Below are 20,468 nucleotides of genomic sequence, written 5' to 3'. Positions count from 1 at the left end.
CTTTTGCTTTTTTAAAAGCGGAAATTGCCTCGGCGCAGCGCTTTCATGCCGCCCTTGGAGGTGAAACGCTTCATCATCTTCTTGATTTCAGCATAATTTTTCAGAAGCTGATTGACGTCCTGGACGGAAGTGCCGCTGCCCAGGGCAATCCGCTTTCTTCTTCGCCCATCGATGATCAGATAATTGTTGCGCTCCTTTTTGGTCATGGAATCTATGATGGCGACAATCTTGAACAGTTCCCTCTCGTCCGGCGCAGCCTGCTTCAGGGATTTGATCTTGCTGAAGCCGGGGATCATCCCGAGGATGTCCTGAAGAGAGCCCATTTTCTTAATCTGCAGCAGCTGCTCCTTGAAATCCTCAAGGGTGAACTCATTCTTCCGGATTCTCTGCTCCAGCTCACGGGCCTTTTTCTCGTCAACCACCGTCTGGGCTTTTTCAACAAGGCTGAGAATATCGCCCATCCCCAGGATGCGTGAGGCCATGCGCTCCGGGTGAAAGACCTCCAGGGCGTCGATTTTCTCCCCCACCCCCACGTACTTCAGGGGCTTGCCGATGACCGCCTTGAGCGACAGGGCCGCACCGCCGCGGGCATCACCGTCCATCTTGGTCATGATGACGCCGTCGATTCCCAGCAGCTCGTTGAATTTAGCGGCGACGTTGACGGCATCCTGGCCGGTCATGGCATCGGCGACAAAGAGGATTTCCGAAGGATTCACGGCGCTTTTAATCTGCTTGAGCTCCTCCATCATTTCGGTGTCGATGTGCAGGCGGCCGGCGGTGTCCAGGATCAGGACCTCGTAGCCCCTCCGCTTCGCCTCCTCAACGGCCTCGACGCAGATCTTTACGGGACTCTGGCTGCTGTCGGCACGGATGACCGGGGCGCCGATCTTCTCCCCCATCACCCTCAACTGCTCCATGGCTGCAGGGCGGTACACGTCGGCGGAGACCAGGCCGACCCGCTTGCCGCTTTTGGCGAGAACACGAGCCAGCTTTACGGACGTGGTCGTCTTCCCGCATCCCTGAAGTCCGACGAGCATGATCGGCGCGGGAAACCGGTGGCCGAATTTCAGCTGGCTGCTCGTCCCCCCCAGGAGCTCGACCAGCCGGTCATGCACTATCTTCACGATCTGCTGGCCGGGTGTGATGCTGTCCAGGACATCCTGTCCGACCGCCCTGGAACGGACATCCTCGATAAAATCCTTCACGACTTTAAAGTTGACATCCGCCTCCAGCAGGGCCATGCGGATTTCCTTCAGGGCCTCCTTGACGTTTTCCTCATCGAGGCGCCCCCGTCCCTTCAGTCTTTTAAATACCCCTTCGAGTTTTTCCGCTAAGTTTTCAAACATAAAGAAATTCCCCACTCCTGATCTGCAGAGTGCCGGGTCCGCATCCCCTTACCTTCTGTCGATTTCGTTTATTCCAGGATCCCCGGAATGAAAGACGAGTCTTCCGCCTATTTCTTTTTCACGGGGCTGGACGGCTCCGCCGCTTTTGCCTCCCCCTCCGGGCGGATAAATCCCCTGGAGCCCGTGCTCTTTGCCGCGTTCGTTACGGCTTCGGCTGCTTTTTCCCGGCTCGGAAAACCGCCGATCGTCAGCCGGTACCATTTTCCCTGACCCGGCAACTCCATGGGAGCGACTCTCGGGGCATAGCCCAGGGCCTTCATTTTTGCGGCAACCTGGTCTGCTTTCGCTTTATCCCGGTAAGACCCGACCTGGACCATGAAGGTCTGCGTGGCCGGCTTGATTTCCTTTTTGACCTGGCTCCTGTCGGCCGCGATGATTTTCTCTATTTTCCCATCGGCCTTCTTTTCAGCGGCGACCGCCTTCTCCGGTTTCGGTTCGGCCTTCTTTACCTCCGGGGGGGCTTTTGCTTCCCGAACTTTTTCGGGAACGGCCTTGACGACGGCTTTCTCTTCCGTTCTTTGCTGAGATGAAACCTCTGCCTTTCTTGGGACAGGAGGCGCTGTCTTTTCCTCTTTTTTCACTTCCGCCGGCTTACTCGCCGCCGGAGAACCTGCCGCCGGAGCGGGTGGAGCCGCGGTAGCAGCCGCCTTCTGTTCCGGAACAACGGCCGGCGTCCCGGGGACCGCCTCGACGGCCCCATTCCCGGAGGGCTGTTTCCTCAGGTTGTTGCTCTTTTTCGACAGCGTGTCGTAAAAGGAAAGGTCATATTCAGACTTCTCGCTCGGCAGATTCTCTTTTCCAGCCTCACGAACCGCGATGACGGTCCTGTCGCTCTTCCGCGGGCAGGGCTTAGCTGTGGTTTCCCCTATCTTGTTCAACATCCCCCAGGAGTATTTCTCCGGGTTGACATCCATGTCCTTCCCCACCTTGATCCCGAACAGAAAAGACGAAAACAGCAGCAGGGACATGGCGAAGACAAAGAGGGTAAGTCCCCACTTTCCCAGTCGAAACTCAAAACGTTTGATATTGTCGGCAGCCATGTTTCACCAAAATGTCTGAACGGAAATCCGCAACGAGAGCTACATCTTTTCCGGGGCGGACACCCCCAGCAGCAACAGTGCATTGTTCAACACGATGGCGATGCATTTCATGAGAAAAAGCCTTGCCTTCGTCACCGCCTCGTCTTCGGAAATCACCTTGTATTTGTTGTAGTAGCTGTGAAACAGCCCGGCCAGGTCGTTGAGATAAAAGGTGATCCGGTGAGGTTCCAGCGTCCGGGCGCTCCCCTCGACGATCTCCGGGAAACGGATCAGGGCCTTGATCAGGGCGATCTCTTCCGGAATCCTCAAAAGCTGCGGATCCACATCCGCCGATGCGGGCATTCCGATCCCCCGATCCTGGGCCATCCGCAGGATGCTGCAGATCCGGGCGTGTGCGTACTGGACATAATAGACCGGGTTTTCATTGGACTGCCTCTTGGCCACTTCCAGGTCGAAGTCCAGGTGACTGTCCGACCGGCGCATGAGAAAATTGTACCGGGCGGCATCCCGTCCCACTTCCTCAACCACTTCCCTCATCGTGACAAATTCGCCGGACCGCGTGGACATCGCCACCGGCTTGCCGTCGCGCAGGAGATTGACCAGCTGCACCAGGACGACGCGTAGGGTTTCCCTGGAGTGCCCCAGGGCCTGGATCCCGGCGTGCATCCTGGGGATATAGCCGTGATGGTCCGCCCCCCAGATGTCGATGATCGTGTCGAATCCTCGTTCGTACTTGTTCTTGTGGTAGGCGATATCCGCGGCAAAGTAAGTGGGCTCGCCGTTTTTGCGGACCACGACCCGGTCCTTGTCATCCCCGAAATCCGTCGTTTTGAACCACAGGGTTTCCTCTTCGCGGTAGATAAAGCCCTTTTCCTCCAGGTCGGCCAGCAGCCCTGCTACCCCATCATTCACGTAGAGGACTCGTTCGCTGAAATACCGGTCAAAGACGATGCCAAACTCTTTCAGATCCTCCTTGATGCCTTCGAGAATGATCCCGGCGGCATAATCGGTAAAGGCTCGAATCGTCTCTCCTTCATCCTTCGCCAGATAAAGGTCGCCGTCCTTCTTCAGAATGTCTCCGGCAATGTCCCGGATGTAATCCCCCTGATAGCAGGTGTCGGGAAACTCGACGGATTTCCCCAGCAGTTCGAGATAGCGGTACCAGACCGATTTTCCCAGGTTGTTCATCTGGTTGCCCGCGTCGTTGATGTAGTATTCCCGGAAGATGTCATAGCCGGACATCGCCAGGATATTGGCGACCACATCACCCACCACCGCGCCCCGGGCATGTCCGATGTGCAGCGGCCCCGTGGGATTGGCGCTGACGAACTCCACCTGGATTTTCCTGCCCCGCCCCGTATCGGTCGATCCGTAGCTCTTCCCAAGGCGTTCAATGTCCTTCAGCTCCTCCGCCCAGACCTGCTCCCGGACAAAAAAATTGATGAACCCCGGGCCGGCAATCTCGCTCTTCTCAAGGATATTCCTTTCATCCCGAAGATGGCCGGTAATCATTTCGGCAATCTTCCGGGGACTCATTCGTGCGGGAGACGCCAGGATCATGGCCAGGTTTGTGGCATAATCCCCGTGAGCCGCTTCCTTCGTCATTTCCATCTCCACGGGGGGGAGATTCTCCAGCTTCAGCAGGCCTTCCGCAATGCAGGCACCTGCCGCTTCCTCAACGAGCGCCGTCAATCGATGCTTTATGGATCCGTCAACCATACAATACCTGACCTTAACTATGCCTTTTCATGAAGGCAGCCTTTTCCTGGCGGATGCTTCGAACATTAAAAAAAGTTGGCCTTCGAGGCCAACTTTCCGGAATGCGGGCAACAACCCCAATGCCACCTGCACTTTCATATCTTACGTCGAATGGAATGTTCCCCGTGCCGCGCCCTGCCCTTCCTTTTCAGGAACTGCGATCCTTCTTCTCCGCCTCATCAATGTCCCTATCCTTGATGGACAGATCACGGCTGTAATCCGGGCAGCGGACATTTCCCATGGAATCGGTAACCACGTTGAATCGCTTCTGGCAATTGGCTCTCCATGCACAAATGGCACAGATCTTTCTCTCCGACATCTAAGAACCCTCCCGCTCCAGTTGACAACTTTGTTATTCCTACGGAAAAACAGAAGAATCGTGTCTATTGATCAGAAAATAACGAATTTGAAGAGTCTTTTTACCGGATCAGACCCCGCGATGCCGACCAGGGGGAAAGCCGGATAAAACGCCTTCAAATTTGCGGTTACACTATATTTATGTCTCCGTGAAGTCAAGATATTTTATAATTCGAACAGCCCCCACCCTTCGCACCTTCCCGTGGGATTTCCGCCTGGGATCATGCCTGCTTCCACCGTCTGCCGGGGGCAGGCCCCGGCCCATAACCCGTCCCGACTTGGGCCGTTTCAGAGCTGCCAGCTCTGGGCCATTGTGCCGATGTAGGTCAGATCGACCTGCATGGCATTGTACTTCTGGAGGGCATCCATGCCGGGATCGCTGTTGATGGCGCTCATCGTATTGACGATGTTCTCAAGATCCGGTCTCGCCAGGTAATAACCGTCGGCGACTTCCACGCGCTCCACGCCATGATCCCCATTCAAAAACTGGTCTTCAATCACGACATAATTCGATTCATCGAGGAACAGGTAGAGATCGTCGCTCTGCTTCACAATGACGGGATCGTTCCGCCCGATGCCGCCCGTCAACCGCAGTGTATCAACATCCTCCCGCAGCGTGCTGCAGTCCTGAATGACATCCCGGCCGTCACCGGGGCGAAACAGGTACGTGTCGCTGCCTGTGCCGCCGTCCAGCACATCGTTCCCGGCACGCCCATTGAGGGTGTCGCTTCCTGCGCCTGCACTTAAAAGGTTGATCTTACCGTTGCCGGTCAAAACATTCTTCCAAGCATTACCGGTTCCATTGATCGCAGCACTGCCCGTCAGAGTCAACTTCTCAACATGGCTTCCCAGGCTGTAGGAAATCGAGCTCCGGACCGTATCGGTTCCTTCGTTTGCGTCTTCAAAAATGTAATCCTTCAGGTTGTCAACCACATAGACATCATTCCCTGCATTGCCGAACATGGAATCCGCACCCGGGCCGCCATCCAATCGATCATTTCCCGCACCGCCTTTGAGGATGTCGTTGCCCTCATAGCCGTACATTTTGTCATGGGACGTCGATCCGCTGCGATTGTCATCATATGTCGTGCCGTAAACAGTGTATCCTTCCTCCTCCAGTTGCGCCGCTGTCAGGATCTCCCCATCCGAAAATTGGAAGCGGTCCAAGCGGTAGTTCGCATCGGAAGAAAACCAGCGATTGATAGAGATCGCGTCACCCGTATCCTTGATCCGGACATTCAGTTCATTGCCGGCCGTCATGATGAACTCCACATCGCCTCGGTTGACTCCTCCCGTAAACTGAAGGGTGTCAACACCGGCATCGCCGTCATCCGGGTTTACGATCCGGTCCTCACCATATCCCCGCGTAAACCGATACGTATCGCTGCCCTCATTCCCCTCAAGATTATCTCTGCCTGCGCCGCCGTTCAAAATATCATTTCCCGAACCGCCCGTAAGGTTGTCATCTCCCGGACCGCCCTGTAAGGTGTCGTTTCCTGCACCGCCCCTGAGGATGTCGTTGCCTTCATAGCCGTACATTTTGTCGTTGGATGACGATCCATTGCGATTGTCATGATACGACGTGCCGTAAACAGTGTATCCCTTCGCTTCCAGTTGCGACGCTGTCAGGATCTCACCATCTGAAAATTGGAAGCGGTCCAGACGGTAGTTCGCATCGGACAAAAACCAGCGATGAATAAAAATCGAGTCAGCCGTATCCTTGATCCGGACATTCAGTTCATTGCCGGCCGTCATGATGAACTCCACATCTCTGCGGTTGACCCCTCTCGTGAACTGCAGGGTGTCAACACCGGCATCGCCGTCATCCGGGTTCACGATCCGGTCTTCACCATATCCCCGCGTAAACCGATACGTATCGCTGCCCTCATTCCCCTGCAGATAATCGTTTCCTGGGCCGCCGTTCAAAATATCATTTCCCGAACCGCCCGCAAGGCTGTCATCTCCCGGCCCCCCCTGCAAAATATCACTGCCGGAACCACCGTTAAGTGAATCGTTCCCTTCACCTCCATCGATCTTATCATTGTTCCTTCCACCCAGGAGATTATCATCCCCACCATACCCATAGATCAGATCCTTTAAACCACTTTCCGGTATTGAGTCATTGCCTGTTCCCAGGAAAATCACGTTTCTGCCTGCTTCTTCAATAATCTGAATCAGTTCCTCACCCTGGGAGGCAAAGGCATCACAAAAGGAAGAAAAATTAGTCTGTTCATCTGCATTCATCCCCCTCAGGGTTCTTACGAATTCAGCCAGGATCTGCTTTCCCGAATCAAGATCCCCATCCAGTTCATTCCGGATATATGTGATTGCACCACTCAGATCGCCTCTGATGGACGAATCGTCCACGTCCCAGTAATAGGTGATTTGTGAGTAAACATCCTTGAGATGTGTCTGAGCCATGAGGGAGCCATATAGGGATTCCCACAAGATCGTGTATGCATCATCAAGAGGATGAATCGCCCCTGGCCCCGGATCCGGATTGGCACCTTGAAGAAAATCCTCGCCAATCATCTGTTCCAAAACCGCCAGTTTTCGTGCATCGAAAAAGGGGCCACGGCTGGTAGGAGAGACACCGTCGCTTCCCGTCCATTTGAAAAGGATCTGGTCCATCAGCCCGGTCCGGACAACCGGTTCGGCTGCATCGATAAACTGCTGGATGAGAAGTTTCAGCGTCCCGCTGGAATCCCTCACCATAGCCTCATGCAGATCATAAACATTGCCGGAACCTCGCAAATGAGGCAAAACGGCGATATCCGCCGGGATATCCGGCGTTTCGGCAGCCATCGTAAACATTTTATCCGCCAGAAACCAGACGTCAGCGGCGATTCCCGTTGTGCCGTCAGCTTTTTGATAGGAGCCAACCTGCCTATGGGCATTGCCACTGCCATCAACCACCGTGGAATCCGTAAAACCGGTATCGATCGAGACGATGCCCATCTCGGAGAGGCTTTTAAGTTCCCCCGGATTTGAATAACCATCTCGGTCCAGATCCTGCCATATCTTCAAGTTCCCGTAGGCGGCATCGTTTGCATCGATTTTCCCGTCCGCATTCCCGTCAAGTTCAGCCAATGCCTGGAAGCCATTGGCGGCTCTGCTTCCACTTGCCAGCAAGGTCTGACTGCCGAAAAGCTCCCGGCCACTATCGATGGCCCCGTTTCCGTTTCTGTCGAGGACAAGCAGCCCATCGTCAGGCTTTGCCCATCCCGTCTGTTCAGCAAAACCGTTCGCGTCGTGATCGAAGTAAACACCGGCCTTCACCCCGGTCGTCTCCACCCCATCCCCATCCAGATCCAACACAATCGGACTGATTACGGCTTCTGCGGCGTTGAAGAGGCTGCGGAGCAGTGCTGCGCCAAGACTATTGCAATCGACTATTTCAAGAAAAACATTGATTACTCCCATTGCATTGTTGCTGAAAACCAGAAGTTGATCATTTATCCAAGAGACAACCTGTTTACCTAACACTTGAATTTCACTCCAGTTGCTGGAGTTATAATCAACGGCACTATTGTACATGCTGAGTAAATCAGCTATTCTTGCCACGGCGAAATTAAAAGTCGTGGTATATAGTTCGGCGGTGATTTCGATTGAATCCGAAGCTGTTTCAATTGCTACCTCCCAAGCGGCTTGAAGTATTTTGTTCGCATCCTCCATTGCCATTACGGTATCCTTAATGGCCTGGACTGTCATCTCCTGAACATTTGTTGCAAGATGGATGATTTGACCATCGTTAAATGCTTTAAGTCCGAGTATTGCAAAGCTGAGACGTGCAAGCAGTGGTAGCTCTATCACCTGATTACTGCCTGCGATAAAGTGGCTTGGATTTAATGCATTTAAAATTTCATTAAGTTCAGGATCGGACAACATACTTAAAGCGATCAGCACACCGCCTGCCGCTTTGAACCAGCCCTCCAAGTCTGTCATCTTTTCGTCTGATCCCAGGTATGTAACGATCTCTGCGATCTTCTGGGCCCTTGGGATGTGGATATAATCAGGAGATGTGGTGACTTCGGGGATCGTAAGGTTGAAAAAATCATTCCAGGCTTGGTGAATGGACACCAACCCCGCCTTGAGTGTGGTCATCTTTATTTCGTAAGTATTCCCACCCAGATGCCCCCCGCCAAGGCGTGAAACGATATCAGAGGTGCCAGAGGAGGATGCGAAAAAGTGAGCGGACTCGATTTGACGGACAATAGTGTTAAATTTATTTGAAGTAAAATCAGCTGAGTGCATTTGCGCCAGTCCATCCTTACCGCCTAGTCCATTGAAGGTGCACAATTTGACATTAGCATGATTTTCTAAATTTTCTTTTATATACTCATACGCAGCATACTGTGCGATTGCCCCACCCAAGCTATGACCAGTAAAGGAAATATTGGAGGCCTGAAGATCTTTAAGAGTGTCAAGAACACGAATCCTTGCCGCTTTCCACTGCTCTGTTCCTAAAGCTACATCTGCCGCAACATCCTGCCCGTCCTTGGTGCCTGCAAAAGCAACAATAAATTCATTTGTTCCAATTTTACGATATATCGTACAGTCAAAACCTGTTTTTGATTCATTAATATGTCTTTCGATCTGGAACTGATTGTTCGGCACCAACTTGTCATAGGATGCATAGCCTGCCTTCGACAGGATTCTTGCTTCTTCGGACGTGATCATGGCTTATTCTCTCCTTCACAGAAATCGATGACCTTGACTGTGCGATAGGGGTTCTTCTGGGAGAAATATTCTTTGATATTCTTTGCGTGGATAAAGGCTGCTCTACAGCCACCAGGTGAAACAGCTACGGAACCCATGTCGCCGACAATCAGGCGGACGGATTTTTCACCATCAATGAGCCAAAGGCCACGATCATCGGAACCGGCTCCTTTTTTCTGATCCTGGGAATAACGGGCCAGATACCCTCTTTTTAAAGGATAGATATTTTCCACAGCCCCCTTCAACAGGGACTGCGGATAGGGTATGCTTTTCAACTGACCGCTACGCTCCAGTATCCAGAATGACCGGGTGTCGGGTTTTGGATAAACAGAATGCTTATCTCCAACAATGACATACGCATCCAGGAATTCGCTGTAGGAAATGTGATACGCCAGAGAGAGATAAAAGGGCAAAGGGATACCTTTTGTTCCCGGCTTTTCATGGTAAATCATTTTTCCCTGGGATGAGTTACTGGGAAGTTCTGTAAACTCGATATAATTTTTGTCCTTCAATTTGTATGTGTGAGGGGCCCGGACGGGCGCTCTTCCAAAACTTTCCCCAGGCACCCAATCGCAGTCAAATGAACTGTCGATCATCATATCCGGTCCTGGGGCAGGATGCTTTTCAGGATTTTCCACAGTGCCGCGGTAGATAATCGGTTTGAATTCTGGTTCAATGTCTTCTCTAAAAAGTACTTGCCCTTTGCGCACACACTTAAGCAAAGAGGCTTGATGATAAAAATCAACCTTCCCGGAATCCGGATTCCAGACGGTCAAAAACTTGGCCATGGGGATGCTTCCGCTTGGTTTCAATGTCTTATTCGTGATGAACAAAACGTGTTCGTTATCAATCCAACCGGTTGATTCAATTCCTGCTTCCTCAGCCCATATTCCCGAGTCGAGTATCTTGTAAGGAAAGGCGGATTCTTGGTCCCGACATCCAAGAATAACGAACAAGAAGGCAAAGAACAGGCAGGCCATGAACGACATCGCAATGCCGGGAAGAGGATCCCTGCCCTTGACAATGGGCGGATTCCCGTTCCAAGCCCCCCCGTGGCAGCGCCCTTTTTTTAAGATGAGGTTCCGAAGCGACTTACCTGGATAGTTTACTGAACTGCTCATGCTGAACCCTCCTGAATACGGTCCCGAAGCAAAGCTCGCCACTGATAAAGTGTACTGATCAAGGGCGGCATACCATGTAACGACATGTTTGTGGATTTACATCTTTCATTCCCACTCCCTCATAAATGTTTATAAAATTCACCTTCGATGAAGCATTTAATTGGAAGGGGCAACAGCGTGTCCATGAGCACTTCCGCCCTCATTTAAACCATTGGGAATTTCTGGCCTGAATCGGCGGATCGTCCGACGAGAAGATTACAGAGTCGGTCGCGCAATGGAACCCCGGAAACAAATTGGGAATGCGCTGAAAGATACGATTAAGACGTTGAAAAGCCATGGGAAGCGGATCGAATCAGTGATCGTCCGTTGCAGGTCAGGGGATGGGTGAATGCTTTTTCCCTTCAGCAGAGTCGAAACGCTGCGTCAAGGAAGTATACCTTCGCTTTTGTCTTTCTGACTGGGCAGAAAGACCACGACCTGTTGAATTTTCACGGTTAAGCGGAACGATACGACCGGCCGTGTCACGGCTGCAGTCACGCTGAAGAAACCAGCGGGTTTTGATCGAGGCGGCTGAACGGCCAACAGGAAGCAGAAATCCTGCTTTTTGGGCGGAAAGCTAAAAGACAGGTTTTCCGGGCATTCGGAGTTTAGCCGGGTGCCCGAAAAACCTTTGTCTGTGATAATCTTACAGGTCCGGACCGAAATCTTTTTTGAAGGCCTCGACAAGATTTGCGCCCCAGTTGTCAATGGCCCTCATCTTGCCGAAGAAGAAGCGCAGGATGGGCGGCTCTTCGTAAAAGATCAGCCCTTTGATCAGATCCCGGTGACTTAAGAGCCAGCAAACCCGGTCAACGACGTAATCGATCTGCGAGATGGTGTAAGTCCGGCGCGGTACGGCAAGCCTCAGGAGCTCCAGGTTTGAAAAGACCTCGGTACCGTCGGGTTCCCGCTGCTCCGACACGGTGCCACGCTCCATTCCCCTCGCGCCGGATACAAGATAGACAGCCGCGGCCAGGGAACCGGCGATGTATTTGTCGGGGGACAGGTCGGGCAGAAAACGGGTTGCGTCAATATGGCAGGCCAGCCCACCCGGAGGGGTCACCACGGGAATGCCCCGCTCCTTTAACCGTTCGGCAAAATACTGGATCATATCCGCCGAACTGCTCGCAACGCTGTACTGGGTCATTTCCCGGACGCCCACGGCCATGGCCTCGATCTCTTTCGTGGACATGCCGCCATAGGTTGCAAATCCTTCGTAGACGGGAAGCCAGGGAAGAATGAGATCATAGATTTCCTTGGTGTTGGTGGCGATAAACCCGCCCCGGACGGCACAGCTCTTCCTTCCGGAGAGGTAAACGATATCCGCCAAGTCCGCCAGCTCCCTGATAATTTCCGCAACGGAGCGGTTCTCGTAACCGGGTTCCCGCTGTTTGATGAAATAGGCCTGCTCGGAGATCAGGCTGGCGTCCAGGACGAATTTCACCTTGTTTTCCGCGGCGATTTCCTTGATCCTCTTGTAATTTGCCATGGAAAAGGGCTGTCCGCCCAGCAGGTTGGTTGTGGCTTCCATCCGGACGAAGGAAATGTGCTCCGGCCCATAGGTCTTGATGACATCGAGAAATTTATTCTCATCGATATTGCCTTTGAAAGGCTCTTTGCTGTCCGTCTTCAGGGCTTCATCGGTGAAAATCTCCAGGACGGTTCCCCCGGCCAGGGTGAAATGGGCCTTGGTGGTCGTAAAGTGATAGTTCATGGGAACCACGTCGCCAGGCTTGACCAAAACCTTGGCCAGGAGGTGCTCAGCGGCCCGCCCCTGATGCACCGGGAGCAGGTACTGGGTTCCGAACACGTCCCTGACGGAATCCTCCAGTTTGTAAAAGCTTTCGCTTCCGGCATAGGCGTCATCGGCCACCATCATGGCGCCCAGCTGGTTGTCGCTCATGGCGTTGGTGCCGCTGTCCGTCAACATATCCAGGAAAACGTTCCGGGTTCGAAGCAGGAAGGTGTTGTAGCCCGCCTCCTCCATGGCCTTCAACCGCTCATCGGCGCTTGGCAGCCGTGTTTGCTGAATGATCTTGATCTTGTGCATTTCCACTGGGAGCACTTTCCCATTGGACAGTTTGATATTCATAAATCCTCCTTTATAAAGGTTAGCAGTTTATTGTTTGTTTCTGCTTACAGCGCACAGAAGGGCCAGGTTCGTTCGTACAAACAAACCGGCAGCAGCGCTGTCCGTCCAAAATTTAAAAGGCCATGGGCTTTGCGCCCATGGCCTTTTTTAACTACCGCGAAAAGGCACACAAGCGCATTCCACCGTAATAATAATAATAAAAATAACAGATGCTGGAAATTCTGCTTGTGTCTGCCTGAACTAGATGACTCAGATTGGTCGCCATGAAAAAAAAGGTCCTGTTGCCCTGCGCAGCTCCGAATACCCGGAAGGCTGAACGGATGGATCAGAAATGCACGTTTAAAGAATGTCCTGGAAGCACGCAGGGAAATAACTCCGTTACCCCAAGTGATTGTGTCCCCTAGCATATGAGGACAACCCTGTCAAAGCATTTTTATTCCTCTTTTTGACTCCCTGATACCTCCCAGGAAGAAGGACTGGCCAAACGCCCCTACGCCTCCATCATGGCTCTGGCCGCCTGGTACACATCCTCCACACCGATGGATTTCATGCACCGGAAATCCGTCGGGCAGACTTTTTTCAGGCATGGGCTGCAGTCGGCTTTACCCCGAACCACGATGGTTTTTGTGCCCATCGGGGAGGTAGCCGCAGGATTTGTGGATCCGAAGATGGCCACAGTGGGAACTCCCAGGGCGCCGGCTACATGCATCAAGCCGGAATCGTTGGAAACAAAGAGACCGCAGCGGGAAATGAGGACAATCGCCTCCCGCAGGGAGGTTTGTCCGGCCAGATCGAGGAGGGGGACGCTCGAACTCCGCTGGACGTCCTCAATGGCTTTTCGGTCCCCGGAGCTGCCAAACAGGAGAATCCGTGCGTTGAACTGCGAGGCAAACCGGTCGGCCACCGCGGCAAAACGTTCGGGAAACCACATTTTTGCCGGTCCATAGGCCGCGCCGGGTGCGATTCCCACGAGGAAGGCCCCCTTTTCCAGGGAATGATGTGCCATCAGCCGATCCGCAAGCTCCTGGTCCTCTGCTCTCGGCCGCAGCATCACCCCGGACTCCACCAGATCGCAGCCAAGGGCATGCACCATGGCGCGATAATATTCCACCTGGTGGATCTGGCGCACGTCCCTGGTCCGCCGGACAGCATGGGTCAGCAGGGCTCCGCGGGCGTCGCTGTTGTACCCGGCCCGGATCGGAATCCCCGCCATGCGGGTCAGAATAGCCGCCTCGATGGCGTTCTGCAGCAGGATCGCCGCGTCGAAATGACGCTCCCGCAGCTCCCCGGCCAAACGGACCTTCCCCTTCAGCCCTGCGTGAATGCCCGGGCTTCTGTAGAGCAGAATTTCGTCCACATCGGGACAAAGGCGAAGGACATCGGCCACCCAGGGTTTGACGAGAATCGCGATGTGCGCATCGGGAAAGGTCCGGCGGATGCACGCGATGGCCGGAAGGGTCATCACCACGTCCCCGATCCAGTTGGTGCCCCGGATCAGGAGATTACGTATTCCTTCACGCCGGAGCCGCTTCCCGCCGCGGACGCTCAACAGAGGAATCTCCGACGACGAACCGCTGCCCTCTCGATCCGGAAGATCAGCAAATTGTTCCCGCTTTCTGGACATATTCGGTGTTCCCCCCTGGCGTCAAAGGTCGGACAAAATGAAGCATGCCCTACTCACATCGATCTCCGGCAATGCCCGGCACCGCCTCCGGTGCTCGTTAACCGGCCTCATTTCGACCCGCCTGTTCTTATAGGAAAACGGAAAAATAATCCACCGGCAGTGCACCTCCCATGAAAAAATACTTGAGGGCTTTTCTGTCCGCCCTGCCGAATTCCCCGGCCCGCATTTCCCTTTCCCGGTCTTCCCGGAAGTCTTGCTCCGTAAATATGCACCCCTTCAAATGCGGATCAGGAGGGCTTGCTGCGGGCCGGCGGCAGCCTGGCGGCATATCCCCCGGGATCCGGGAATGCCAAAGACAAAAACAAAACAGTTGACACAACCCGACGGATGGTGCTTTACATGTGAAGCTCGATGGCCGGGATGCGAATGGCTGCTTATTCGATCACCACACGGGCAAAGCTGCGGTTTTCTTCAGCACTCGTTCATAAACGCTAGTATGTTCAACTATCGGAGACAGTTCCGTGCTGAAAGAATACCGGTATCCTCTCATAGGCCTTATTCAGAATTCCCTTTATTACCTTGTCCGATGCTACAGCCGGACCTTCCGGGTTCAGATCGAAAACGAGAAGCCCTGGATGGATCACCTGGAAGGCGGTGGCAGGGTTCTTCTATGTGGATGGCACCAGCAGTTTTTCGCGGCAATCTATCATTTCAAAACCTACGCCGTTTACCACCCGTCCCTCATGATCAGCCGCAGCAGGGACGGCGATATTATCGCCCGGATTGCCGAGAAGTCCGGCTGGCTTGCCGTAAGAGGGTCCTCTTCCCGCAGCGGCGGCAGGGCATTGCGCGAGATGGTGGAACGGCTGGAAATCTCAGGCCTTGCCGCCCACATTGTGGACGGCCCACGAGGCCCGGCCGGGGTCATCAAGGCGGGCGCTCTGAGCCTGGCCCGTTCGGCTGGGGCCGTCATTGTCCCCTTCTACACGTGCTCCGACCGGACCCTGTATTTCCAGAGCTGGGACCGCTTCATGCTTCCAAAGCCCTTCGCGAAGGTGCGCCTTCGATTCGGCGATTTGCTGGATGTTACAGCCGGGGAGGATGACGAGGCCTTTGAAGAGCATCGGCTCCATCTTCAGCAGATCATGTTGCCCAACCTGGTCTGCTGACTGTCCGCTCCATTTTTTTAAGGGCCATTTCATTTTTCTGAGAAAATCCTTAGAAAAACGGTTGCATTTTCAATAAAAATCCGTTATCGGTATTTCCATCACAAGTGCAGTACTTGATTGTAGTTAACAAAATACGAAAAACGAACCGCACAAACCAGATTTAGGGATGTGCGGTTTTTTTTAAACGCTTCAAGTCGAGTGGCTGGACAGTTTCACAAAGGTTCCTGGATGGAACCGAATATAAAGGAGAGAGAAAAATGCCGGAAGGAACAGTAAAATGGTTCAACGATTCAAAGGGATTTGGCTTTATTGAAAAAGACGGGGGCAACGATGTTTTTGTACATCATTCCGCCATCCTTGGTGAAGGGTTCAAATCCTTGTCAGAGGGTGACAGGGTCAGCTTCGATGTCGTTGAAGGAAAAAAAGGACCTGCGGCGGGAAATGTCCGCAAGCTTTAAAACCCGCCCATCGCGCTGCATTTAAAAGCCCCGATCTTTTTGGGCCTCAAAAGTGCATTGTCATCAATTTTTTGATTTGGTTTTGGCTGTTCATTCCACCCCGGAGCCTGTTAAAAATAAGGTTTCCGGGGTTGTTTCTTTTTCGAAGAGGCATCTTTCAGGAACGAGGCATCCATACCGAAAAGCAGTGGAGAAGTTATGGCACGGAAAAACCCGCAGCAATTTATCAAGCGGCAGAAGGAAATGGAGCGCGCGCAAAAAGCCAGAGAGAAAATGGCAAAGCGCCATCGTGAAAAGAAAGACGAAGAGCTACAGGAAGACACGGCAAACGGACATTCCGAGGAAACGCTTCCCTCGGAATCCTGACAGGTTTTCGCAAGACAAGGATTTATCAATCATCACGTCCCCTGAAGGGACAACCATGCCGGGGATGATCCCGGCAAATTATCATGAAAAAGGAATTTCAATGAGTTTTACAAAGTTTAATTTTCACCCCCGGATCCAGGGCGGCATCCAGGCCATGGGTTACACGACACCGACCCCTATCCAGCAGAAATCCATTCCGGTAATACTCCAAGGCAGGGATGTCATGGGGCTCGCACAGACCGGAACGGGTAAAACAGCGGCGTTTGTGCTGCCCATCATGCAGCACCTGATCGACAGCCCGCGCAGAGGGACCCGTGCGTTAATCGTTGCGCCAACGCGGGAACTGGCGGAGCAGATTCATGAGTCCATCGAGGAACTGGGCAGGAAGACAACGTTGAGAAGTGTCGCTGTTTATGGCGGAGTCAATAAAAATCCGCAGATTTCAAAGCTCCGGGAGGGGGCTGAAATCGTTGTCGCCTGTCCGGGCCGCCTGCTCGATCTGATGGACCAGGGAGCCGCCGACCTGTCCGGGATCGAAATCCTCGTTCTGGACGAAGCGGACCGCATGTTCGATATGGGTTTTCTGCCGGATATCCGGAAGATCACCAAGAGGACGCCGGAAAAGCGTCAGACGCTGCTGTTCTCTGCCACGATGCCCTCGGATATCCGCCTCCTCGCAAGAGAAGTGCTTCGCGATCCCGTGATTCTCAGGGTCGGCGATGACGCTCCTGCGTCGACGGTGTCCCATGCCCTGTATCCCGTTGAACAGCACCTCAAGACAGCCCTGCTGATGAAGCTTTTGCGGGAAACGCAGACAGAATCGGTTCTCATATTCACGCGCACCAAGCATCGAACGACACGGGTTGCGATGCAGATGAAAACAGCCGGTTTCCCCGTGGCATCCCTGCAGGGCGATCTATCTCAGAGCCGGCGCCAGGACGCTCTCAGCGGCTTTCGGAACGGAAGGTATCAGATCCTGGTCGCCACGGACATCGCCGCCAGAGGGATCGATGTTACCCGGATCTCCCATGTGATCAATTATGACATGCCCGACACCGTCGATGCCTATACCCATCGCATCGGCCGTACAGGCCGGGCGGAACAGGAGGGAGATGCCTTTTCCTTTGTGACCCCTGAGGAGCGGGATCTGGTGGGAAACATCGAGCATGTCCTGGGAGAGCGAATCGAACGGCGCACCCTGGAAGGTTTTGATTACGCGCTGCCTGCTCCGGCAGGAAGCGGCGGAGGTCGGCGCTCCAGCGTCAGCCACACGAGACGCGAACTCCCCGCCGAGTTCCTGAGCGCCGTTCCGGCGAAAAAACCTTCCTCTCATCATTTTTCGCCACGAGCATCGGGCCGCCGAGGCCGATAGCCCTGCAGAGCCGTCCCGTCAAGGGCGCGCGCTTCGTTTTTGGATTCCCCCGATCCGTCACGGTCCGGGGGAATTTTTCGCTGACCGCATGGACGCCCGCCTTTTCAGGGGGCCATCGGGACAGGCCTGATCCGTCACCGGACGGGACGGGTCATCAGGAAGAGATTTCTCCCTCGCTGATGATCTTGATTTTTTTGGACCACCCGTATTTTCCTGTCCTCACATTTCTGCATTCCGATTGATATTGGAGCGTGAAAACGACATCGCCCCTGTGCTGGCCGTCCTGCTCGACCCGGTAGCCCGTTATGACCCCCCCGAAATAAGACGGCTCCTGCAGCTTTTTGTGGAAATAGATTTCACCGCCGACCAACCCTTTCGCCTTGTCTTCTTCAAGGCTCCACCAGCCGCTTTCCCATTCATCACCCTGCAGCTTCACAAAATGATTCAACGGTTCCAAAATGTGTATGTTCATATCGTTCTCCGTCCATAAAAAAATTCATTGATCACATCCCCTGAGGGATTTCTGCCATAAAAAAAGCCCCGCCTCACTGTAATGGGCAGGACTTCGTTAGCTCTTTCTTTTCCCCTTGCCGAAGGGAGATTTACGGATCAGCAGATGTCAATTACATGAAGATCTTCAGGATAGGCTCAATGATGAATAAGTCAAGACAATTTTACCCGATCCGCAGGCCGGCGGTTGGCCGTTGCTGAAATCACGCGCATCGTTCACCAGGGAGAACCTGCCGGGTGCGAACAGGACTCGTTTCTCTTCATCCCCCATAATTCCGGAATGTTAGACAATCCGGACAAATTTTCCCGCTCCATTCTAATTTCCTTGACACAAACCAGCCTTCCATTTATAGTTCCTCAACTTGAAAAATATCGGCCATCACAAGCTGCCATCCGTATCCAGGGAACCGGTTCGACCACGTTGCCCTTGCCGAAGCAGAAAAGCTGACCAGAGATTCCAGAACCATCGGCCCGCGGGATGTTTACAGGATAACATGTCCTCATCTGTCGCACATACACCAGTCCTAGAGTTGAAAGGCAACCTTTTGTCTCTGATGGTGCTTTACCTTTACGACAGCGACAGGGAGCGCATTGAGCAGCAGTTCGCCGAGAAAATCGGCAAGGCAAAGAATTTTTTCCAGAGCGCCCCCCTCGTGCTCGATCTGAATGCGCTGCAGAATGTGGATGCTCCGCTTGATGTTCCGCACCTGGTCGATCTGGTGAGGAAACACGGGCTGGTGCCCGTCGGAATCCGGGGAGGAAGCCCTCAGATGCGTCAGGTGGCGCTGAGCCTGTCCCTGGGGATTCTTCCCGACACCAAACCCATGATCTCCCGGACCGAACCGCAGGAGGAGCGGACACTCCCGGCAACGAAGGACAAGATCGTATCCCAGCCCGTCCGCTCCGGACAGCAGGTGGCGGCCCTCCAGGGCGATCTCGTGGTGTTGTCGGCGGTCAATCCCGGGGCGGAAGTTCTGGCGGGAAAAAGCATCCACGTGTACGGAGCCCTTCGGGGACGGGCCGTCGCAGGCATACACGGCTATTCCGAAGCCCGGATTTTCTGCCGGAATTTCGATGCGGAACTGGTTTCCATCGCGGGCCAGTACAAGCTGAATGAAGACTTTGACGATTCGGTAAGAGGCAGGGCCGTTCAGATTTATCTCGAACAGGATCGTCTGGTGATCCAGCCCTTTGCAGGATAGCCTCGATCAAGGCCATGCAGGGGTCCAGGATCTTGTGTGACCCTTTTTGTTTTTAATGTCAGAGACGTTGCTTTTTATAAGATTGCATTTTGTTTTAAGGAGATTTTCCCTTGGCTAGAGTCATTGTTGTTACCTCCGGAAAGGGTGGCGTGGGAAAGACCACGACCAGCGCCGCTTTTGCTACAGGTCTCGCCATGCGCGGACATAAAACGGTCGTCATCGATTTTGACATCGGATTGCGTAATCTGGATCTCATCATGGGATGTGAACGCCGCGTCGTCTACGATTTCGTCAATGTCATCAGGGGGGAGGGGAATCTCAATCAGGCGTTGATCAAGGACAAGCGCGTCGACGACCTCTATATCCTCCCCGCATCCCAGACCCGGGACAAGGATACGTTGACCGTGGAAGGAATCGAGCAGGTTTTTGAAGAGCTCAAGGAGCGTTTTGATTTCATCGTGTGCGACTCACCAGCCGGAATCGAACACGGGGCGATCATGGCCATGTACTTCGCCGACGAAGCCATTATTGTGACCAACCCGGAAGTTTCATCCGTCCGCGATTCAGACCGGATCATCGGCATCCTGGCGAGCAAAACCAAGCGGGCGCAGAATGGAGACGCGCCGATCCGGGAACATCTGCTGGTAACGCGTTACTTCGCCAAGCGGGTCAATACCGGGGACATGATGAGCGCCAAGGATATCCAGGAAATCCTGGCGATCCCCCTGCTGGGCATTATCCCGGAGTCCCCTTCGGTTCTGCAGGCCTCCAATTCCGGAATTCCCGTTGCGCTGGACAAGAACAGCGACGCCGGGCAGGCCTATCTCGATGTCGTCGCACGTTTTCTCGGCGAAGATCGTCCGCACCGTTTTTTGAACAAAAGAAGTTTTTTTGCTCGTTTATTTGGGAATTAACATGAATATTTTCAATTATTTCAGTTTCCTGAAGCAACGAAAAAGCGCGGCGATTGCGAAGGAGCGTCTCCAGATTATCGTGGCCCATGAGCGCAATGCGCTTTATCGCGGTTCTTTTGATTTCATTCCCCTTCTTCAGAAGGAACTGCTGGACGTCGTCAGGAAGTATGTCAACGTGTCCGATGATCAGATCAAGGTCAACGTGGAAAAGAACGGCAATTATGAAGTCCTGGAAGTCAATATCGCCTTGGCCGATGCAGAAGGCCGTTTCAGTCTTCCATAATCCGCCTCCTTTCCTTACAAATAAGGACTGATTCAACA

At 53.5% G+C, this 20,468-nt stretch carries 16 protein-coding genes; 7 read left to right on the top strand and 9 right to left on the bottom strand.

The window, feature by feature from the left end:
- Nucleotides 1-11 precede the first annotated feature (11 nt).
- The 8 genes from ffh to waaF form a co-directional block, all read right to left on the bottom strand.
- On the bottom strand, nt 12-1,346 hold the full coding sequence (ffh, locus tag AB3175_RS13045; protein ID WP_367361384.1) for a signal recognition particle protein: 1,335 nt from the start codon (nt 1,344-1,346) through the stop codon (nt 12-14).
- A gap of 107 nt (nt 1,347-1,453) precedes the next feature.
- Nucleotides 1,454-2,446 (bottom strand): SPOR domain-containing protein, encoded by a 993-nt coding sequence (locus tag AB3175_RS13040; RefSeq protein ID WP_367361383.1) that lies wholly within the window; start codon nt 2,444-2,446, stop codon nt 1,454-1,456.
- 39 nt (nt 2,447-2,485) lie between these two features.
- Entirely contained in the window at nt 2,486-4,165 is a 1,680-nt protein-coding gene (gene argS, locus AB3175_RS13035) for an arginine--tRNA ligase (protein WP_367361382.1), read from the bottom strand.
- A 187-nt stretch (nt 4,166-4,352) separates the two neighbouring features.
- Nucleotides 4,353-4,523: a hypothetical protein gene (locus AB3175_RS13030; RefSeq protein WP_367361381.1), complete on the bottom strand. Its 171-nt coding sequence runs from the start codon at nt 4,521-4,523 to the stop codon at nt 4,353-4,355.
- A gap of 326 nt (nt 4,524-4,849) precedes the next feature.
- Entirely contained in the window at nt 4,850-9,241 is a 4,392-nt protein-coding gene (locus AB3175_RS13025) for a calcium-binding protein (protein WP_367361380.1), read from the bottom strand.
- Entirely contained in the window at nt 9,238-10,401 is a 1,164-nt protein-coding gene (locus AB3175_RS13020; protein ID WP_367361379.1) for a hypothetical protein, read from the bottom strand. The genes AB3175_RS13025 and AB3175_RS13020 overlap by 4 nt, the downstream gene beginning before the upstream one ends.
- Nucleotides 10,402-11,086: 685 nt before the next feature.
- Complete coding sequence (locus tag AB3175_RS13015; RefSeq protein WP_367361378.1) at nt 11,087-12,532, bottom strand: tryptophanase; 1,446 nt, start codon at nt 12,530-12,532, stop codon at nt 11,087-11,089.
- Between the two features lie 490 nt (nt 12,533-13,022).
- Nucleotides 13,023-14,156: a lipopolysaccharide heptosyltransferase II gene (gene waaF, locus AB3175_RS13010; protein ID WP_367361377.1), complete on the bottom strand. Its 1,134-nt coding sequence runs from the start codon at nt 14,154-14,156 to the stop codon at nt 13,023-13,025.
- Nucleotides 14,157-14,677: 521 nt separating this feature from the next.
- On the opposite strand from waaF, the gene AB3175_RS13005 reads away from it, so the two are divergent.
- The 4 genes from AB3175_RS13005 to AB3175_RS12990 all read left to right on the top strand — a co-directional run bounded on the left by AB3175_RS13005 (nt 14,678) and on the right by AB3175_RS12990 (nt 17,521).
- Nucleotides 14,678-15,325, top strand: a complete 648-nt coding sequence (locus AB3175_RS13005) for a lysophospholipid acyltransferase family protein (protein WP_367361376.1) — start codon at nt 14,678-14,680, stop codon at nt 15,323-15,325.
- 257 nt (nt 15,326-15,582) lie between these two features.
- Nucleotides 15,583-15,783 carry a cold-shock protein gene (locus AB3175_RS13000; protein WP_367361375.1) on the top strand — a complete coding sequence of 67 codons (201 nt, stop codon included), beginning with the start codon at nt 15,583-15,585 and terminating at the stop codon, nt 15,781-15,783.
- Between the two features lie 198 nt (nt 15,784-15,981).
- Nucleotides 15,982-16,149, top strand: coding sequence for a hypothetical protein (locus tag AB3175_RS12995; protein WP_367361374.1), 168 nt, complete (start codon nt 15,982-15,984; stop codon nt 16,147-16,149).
- A gap of 100 nt (nt 16,150-16,249) precedes the next feature.
- Nucleotides 16,250-17,521 (top strand): DEAD/DEAH box helicase, encoded by a 1,272-nt coding sequence (locus AB3175_RS12990; protein WP_367361373.1) that lies wholly within the window; start codon nt 16,250-16,252, stop codon nt 17,519-17,521.
- Nucleotides 17,522-17,675: 154 nt separating this feature from the next.
- Here AB3175_RS12990 and AB3175_RS12985 read toward each other — a convergent pair whose 3' ends face one another.
- The gene (locus AB3175_RS12985; RefSeq protein ID WP_367361372.1) at nt 17,676-17,993 is read right to left on the bottom strand and encodes a hypothetical protein; all 318 of its coding nucleotides are present in this window, start codon (nt 17,991-17,993) and stop codon (nt 17,676-17,678) included.
- Between the two features lie 532 nt (nt 17,994-18,525).
- Here AB3175_RS12985 and minC point away from each other — a divergent pair.
- The 3 genes from minC (at nt 18,526) to minE (ending at nt 20,430) form a co-directional block, all read left to right on the top strand.
- Nucleotides 18,526-19,233, top strand: coding sequence for a septum site-determining protein MinC (gene minC / locus AB3175_RS12980; RefSeq protein ID WP_367361371.1), 708 nt, complete (start codon nt 18,526-18,528; stop codon nt 19,231-19,233).
- A 110-nt stretch (nt 19,234-19,343) separates the two neighbouring features.
- Nucleotides 19,344-20,147, top strand: coding sequence for a septum site-determining protein MinD (minD, locus tag AB3175_RS12975; protein ID WP_367361370.1), 804 nt, complete (start codon nt 19,344-19,346; stop codon nt 20,145-20,147).
- A 1-nt stretch (nt 20,148) separates the two neighbouring features.
- Nucleotides 20,149-20,430, top strand: coding sequence for a cell division topological specificity factor MinE (gene minE / locus AB3175_RS12970; RefSeq protein WP_367361369.1), 282 nt, complete (start codon nt 20,149-20,151; stop codon nt 20,428-20,430).
- Nucleotides 20,431-20,468: the final 38 nt, after the last annotated feature.

This window comes from Syntrophus sp. (in: bacteria) (genome assembly GCF_040768185.1).
Classification (GTDB): Bacteria; Desulfobacterota; Syntrophia; order Syntrophales; family Syntrophaceae; genus Syntrophus; species Syntrophus buswellii.
This window is presented reverse-complemented; position numbering and strand designations above follow the sequence as displayed.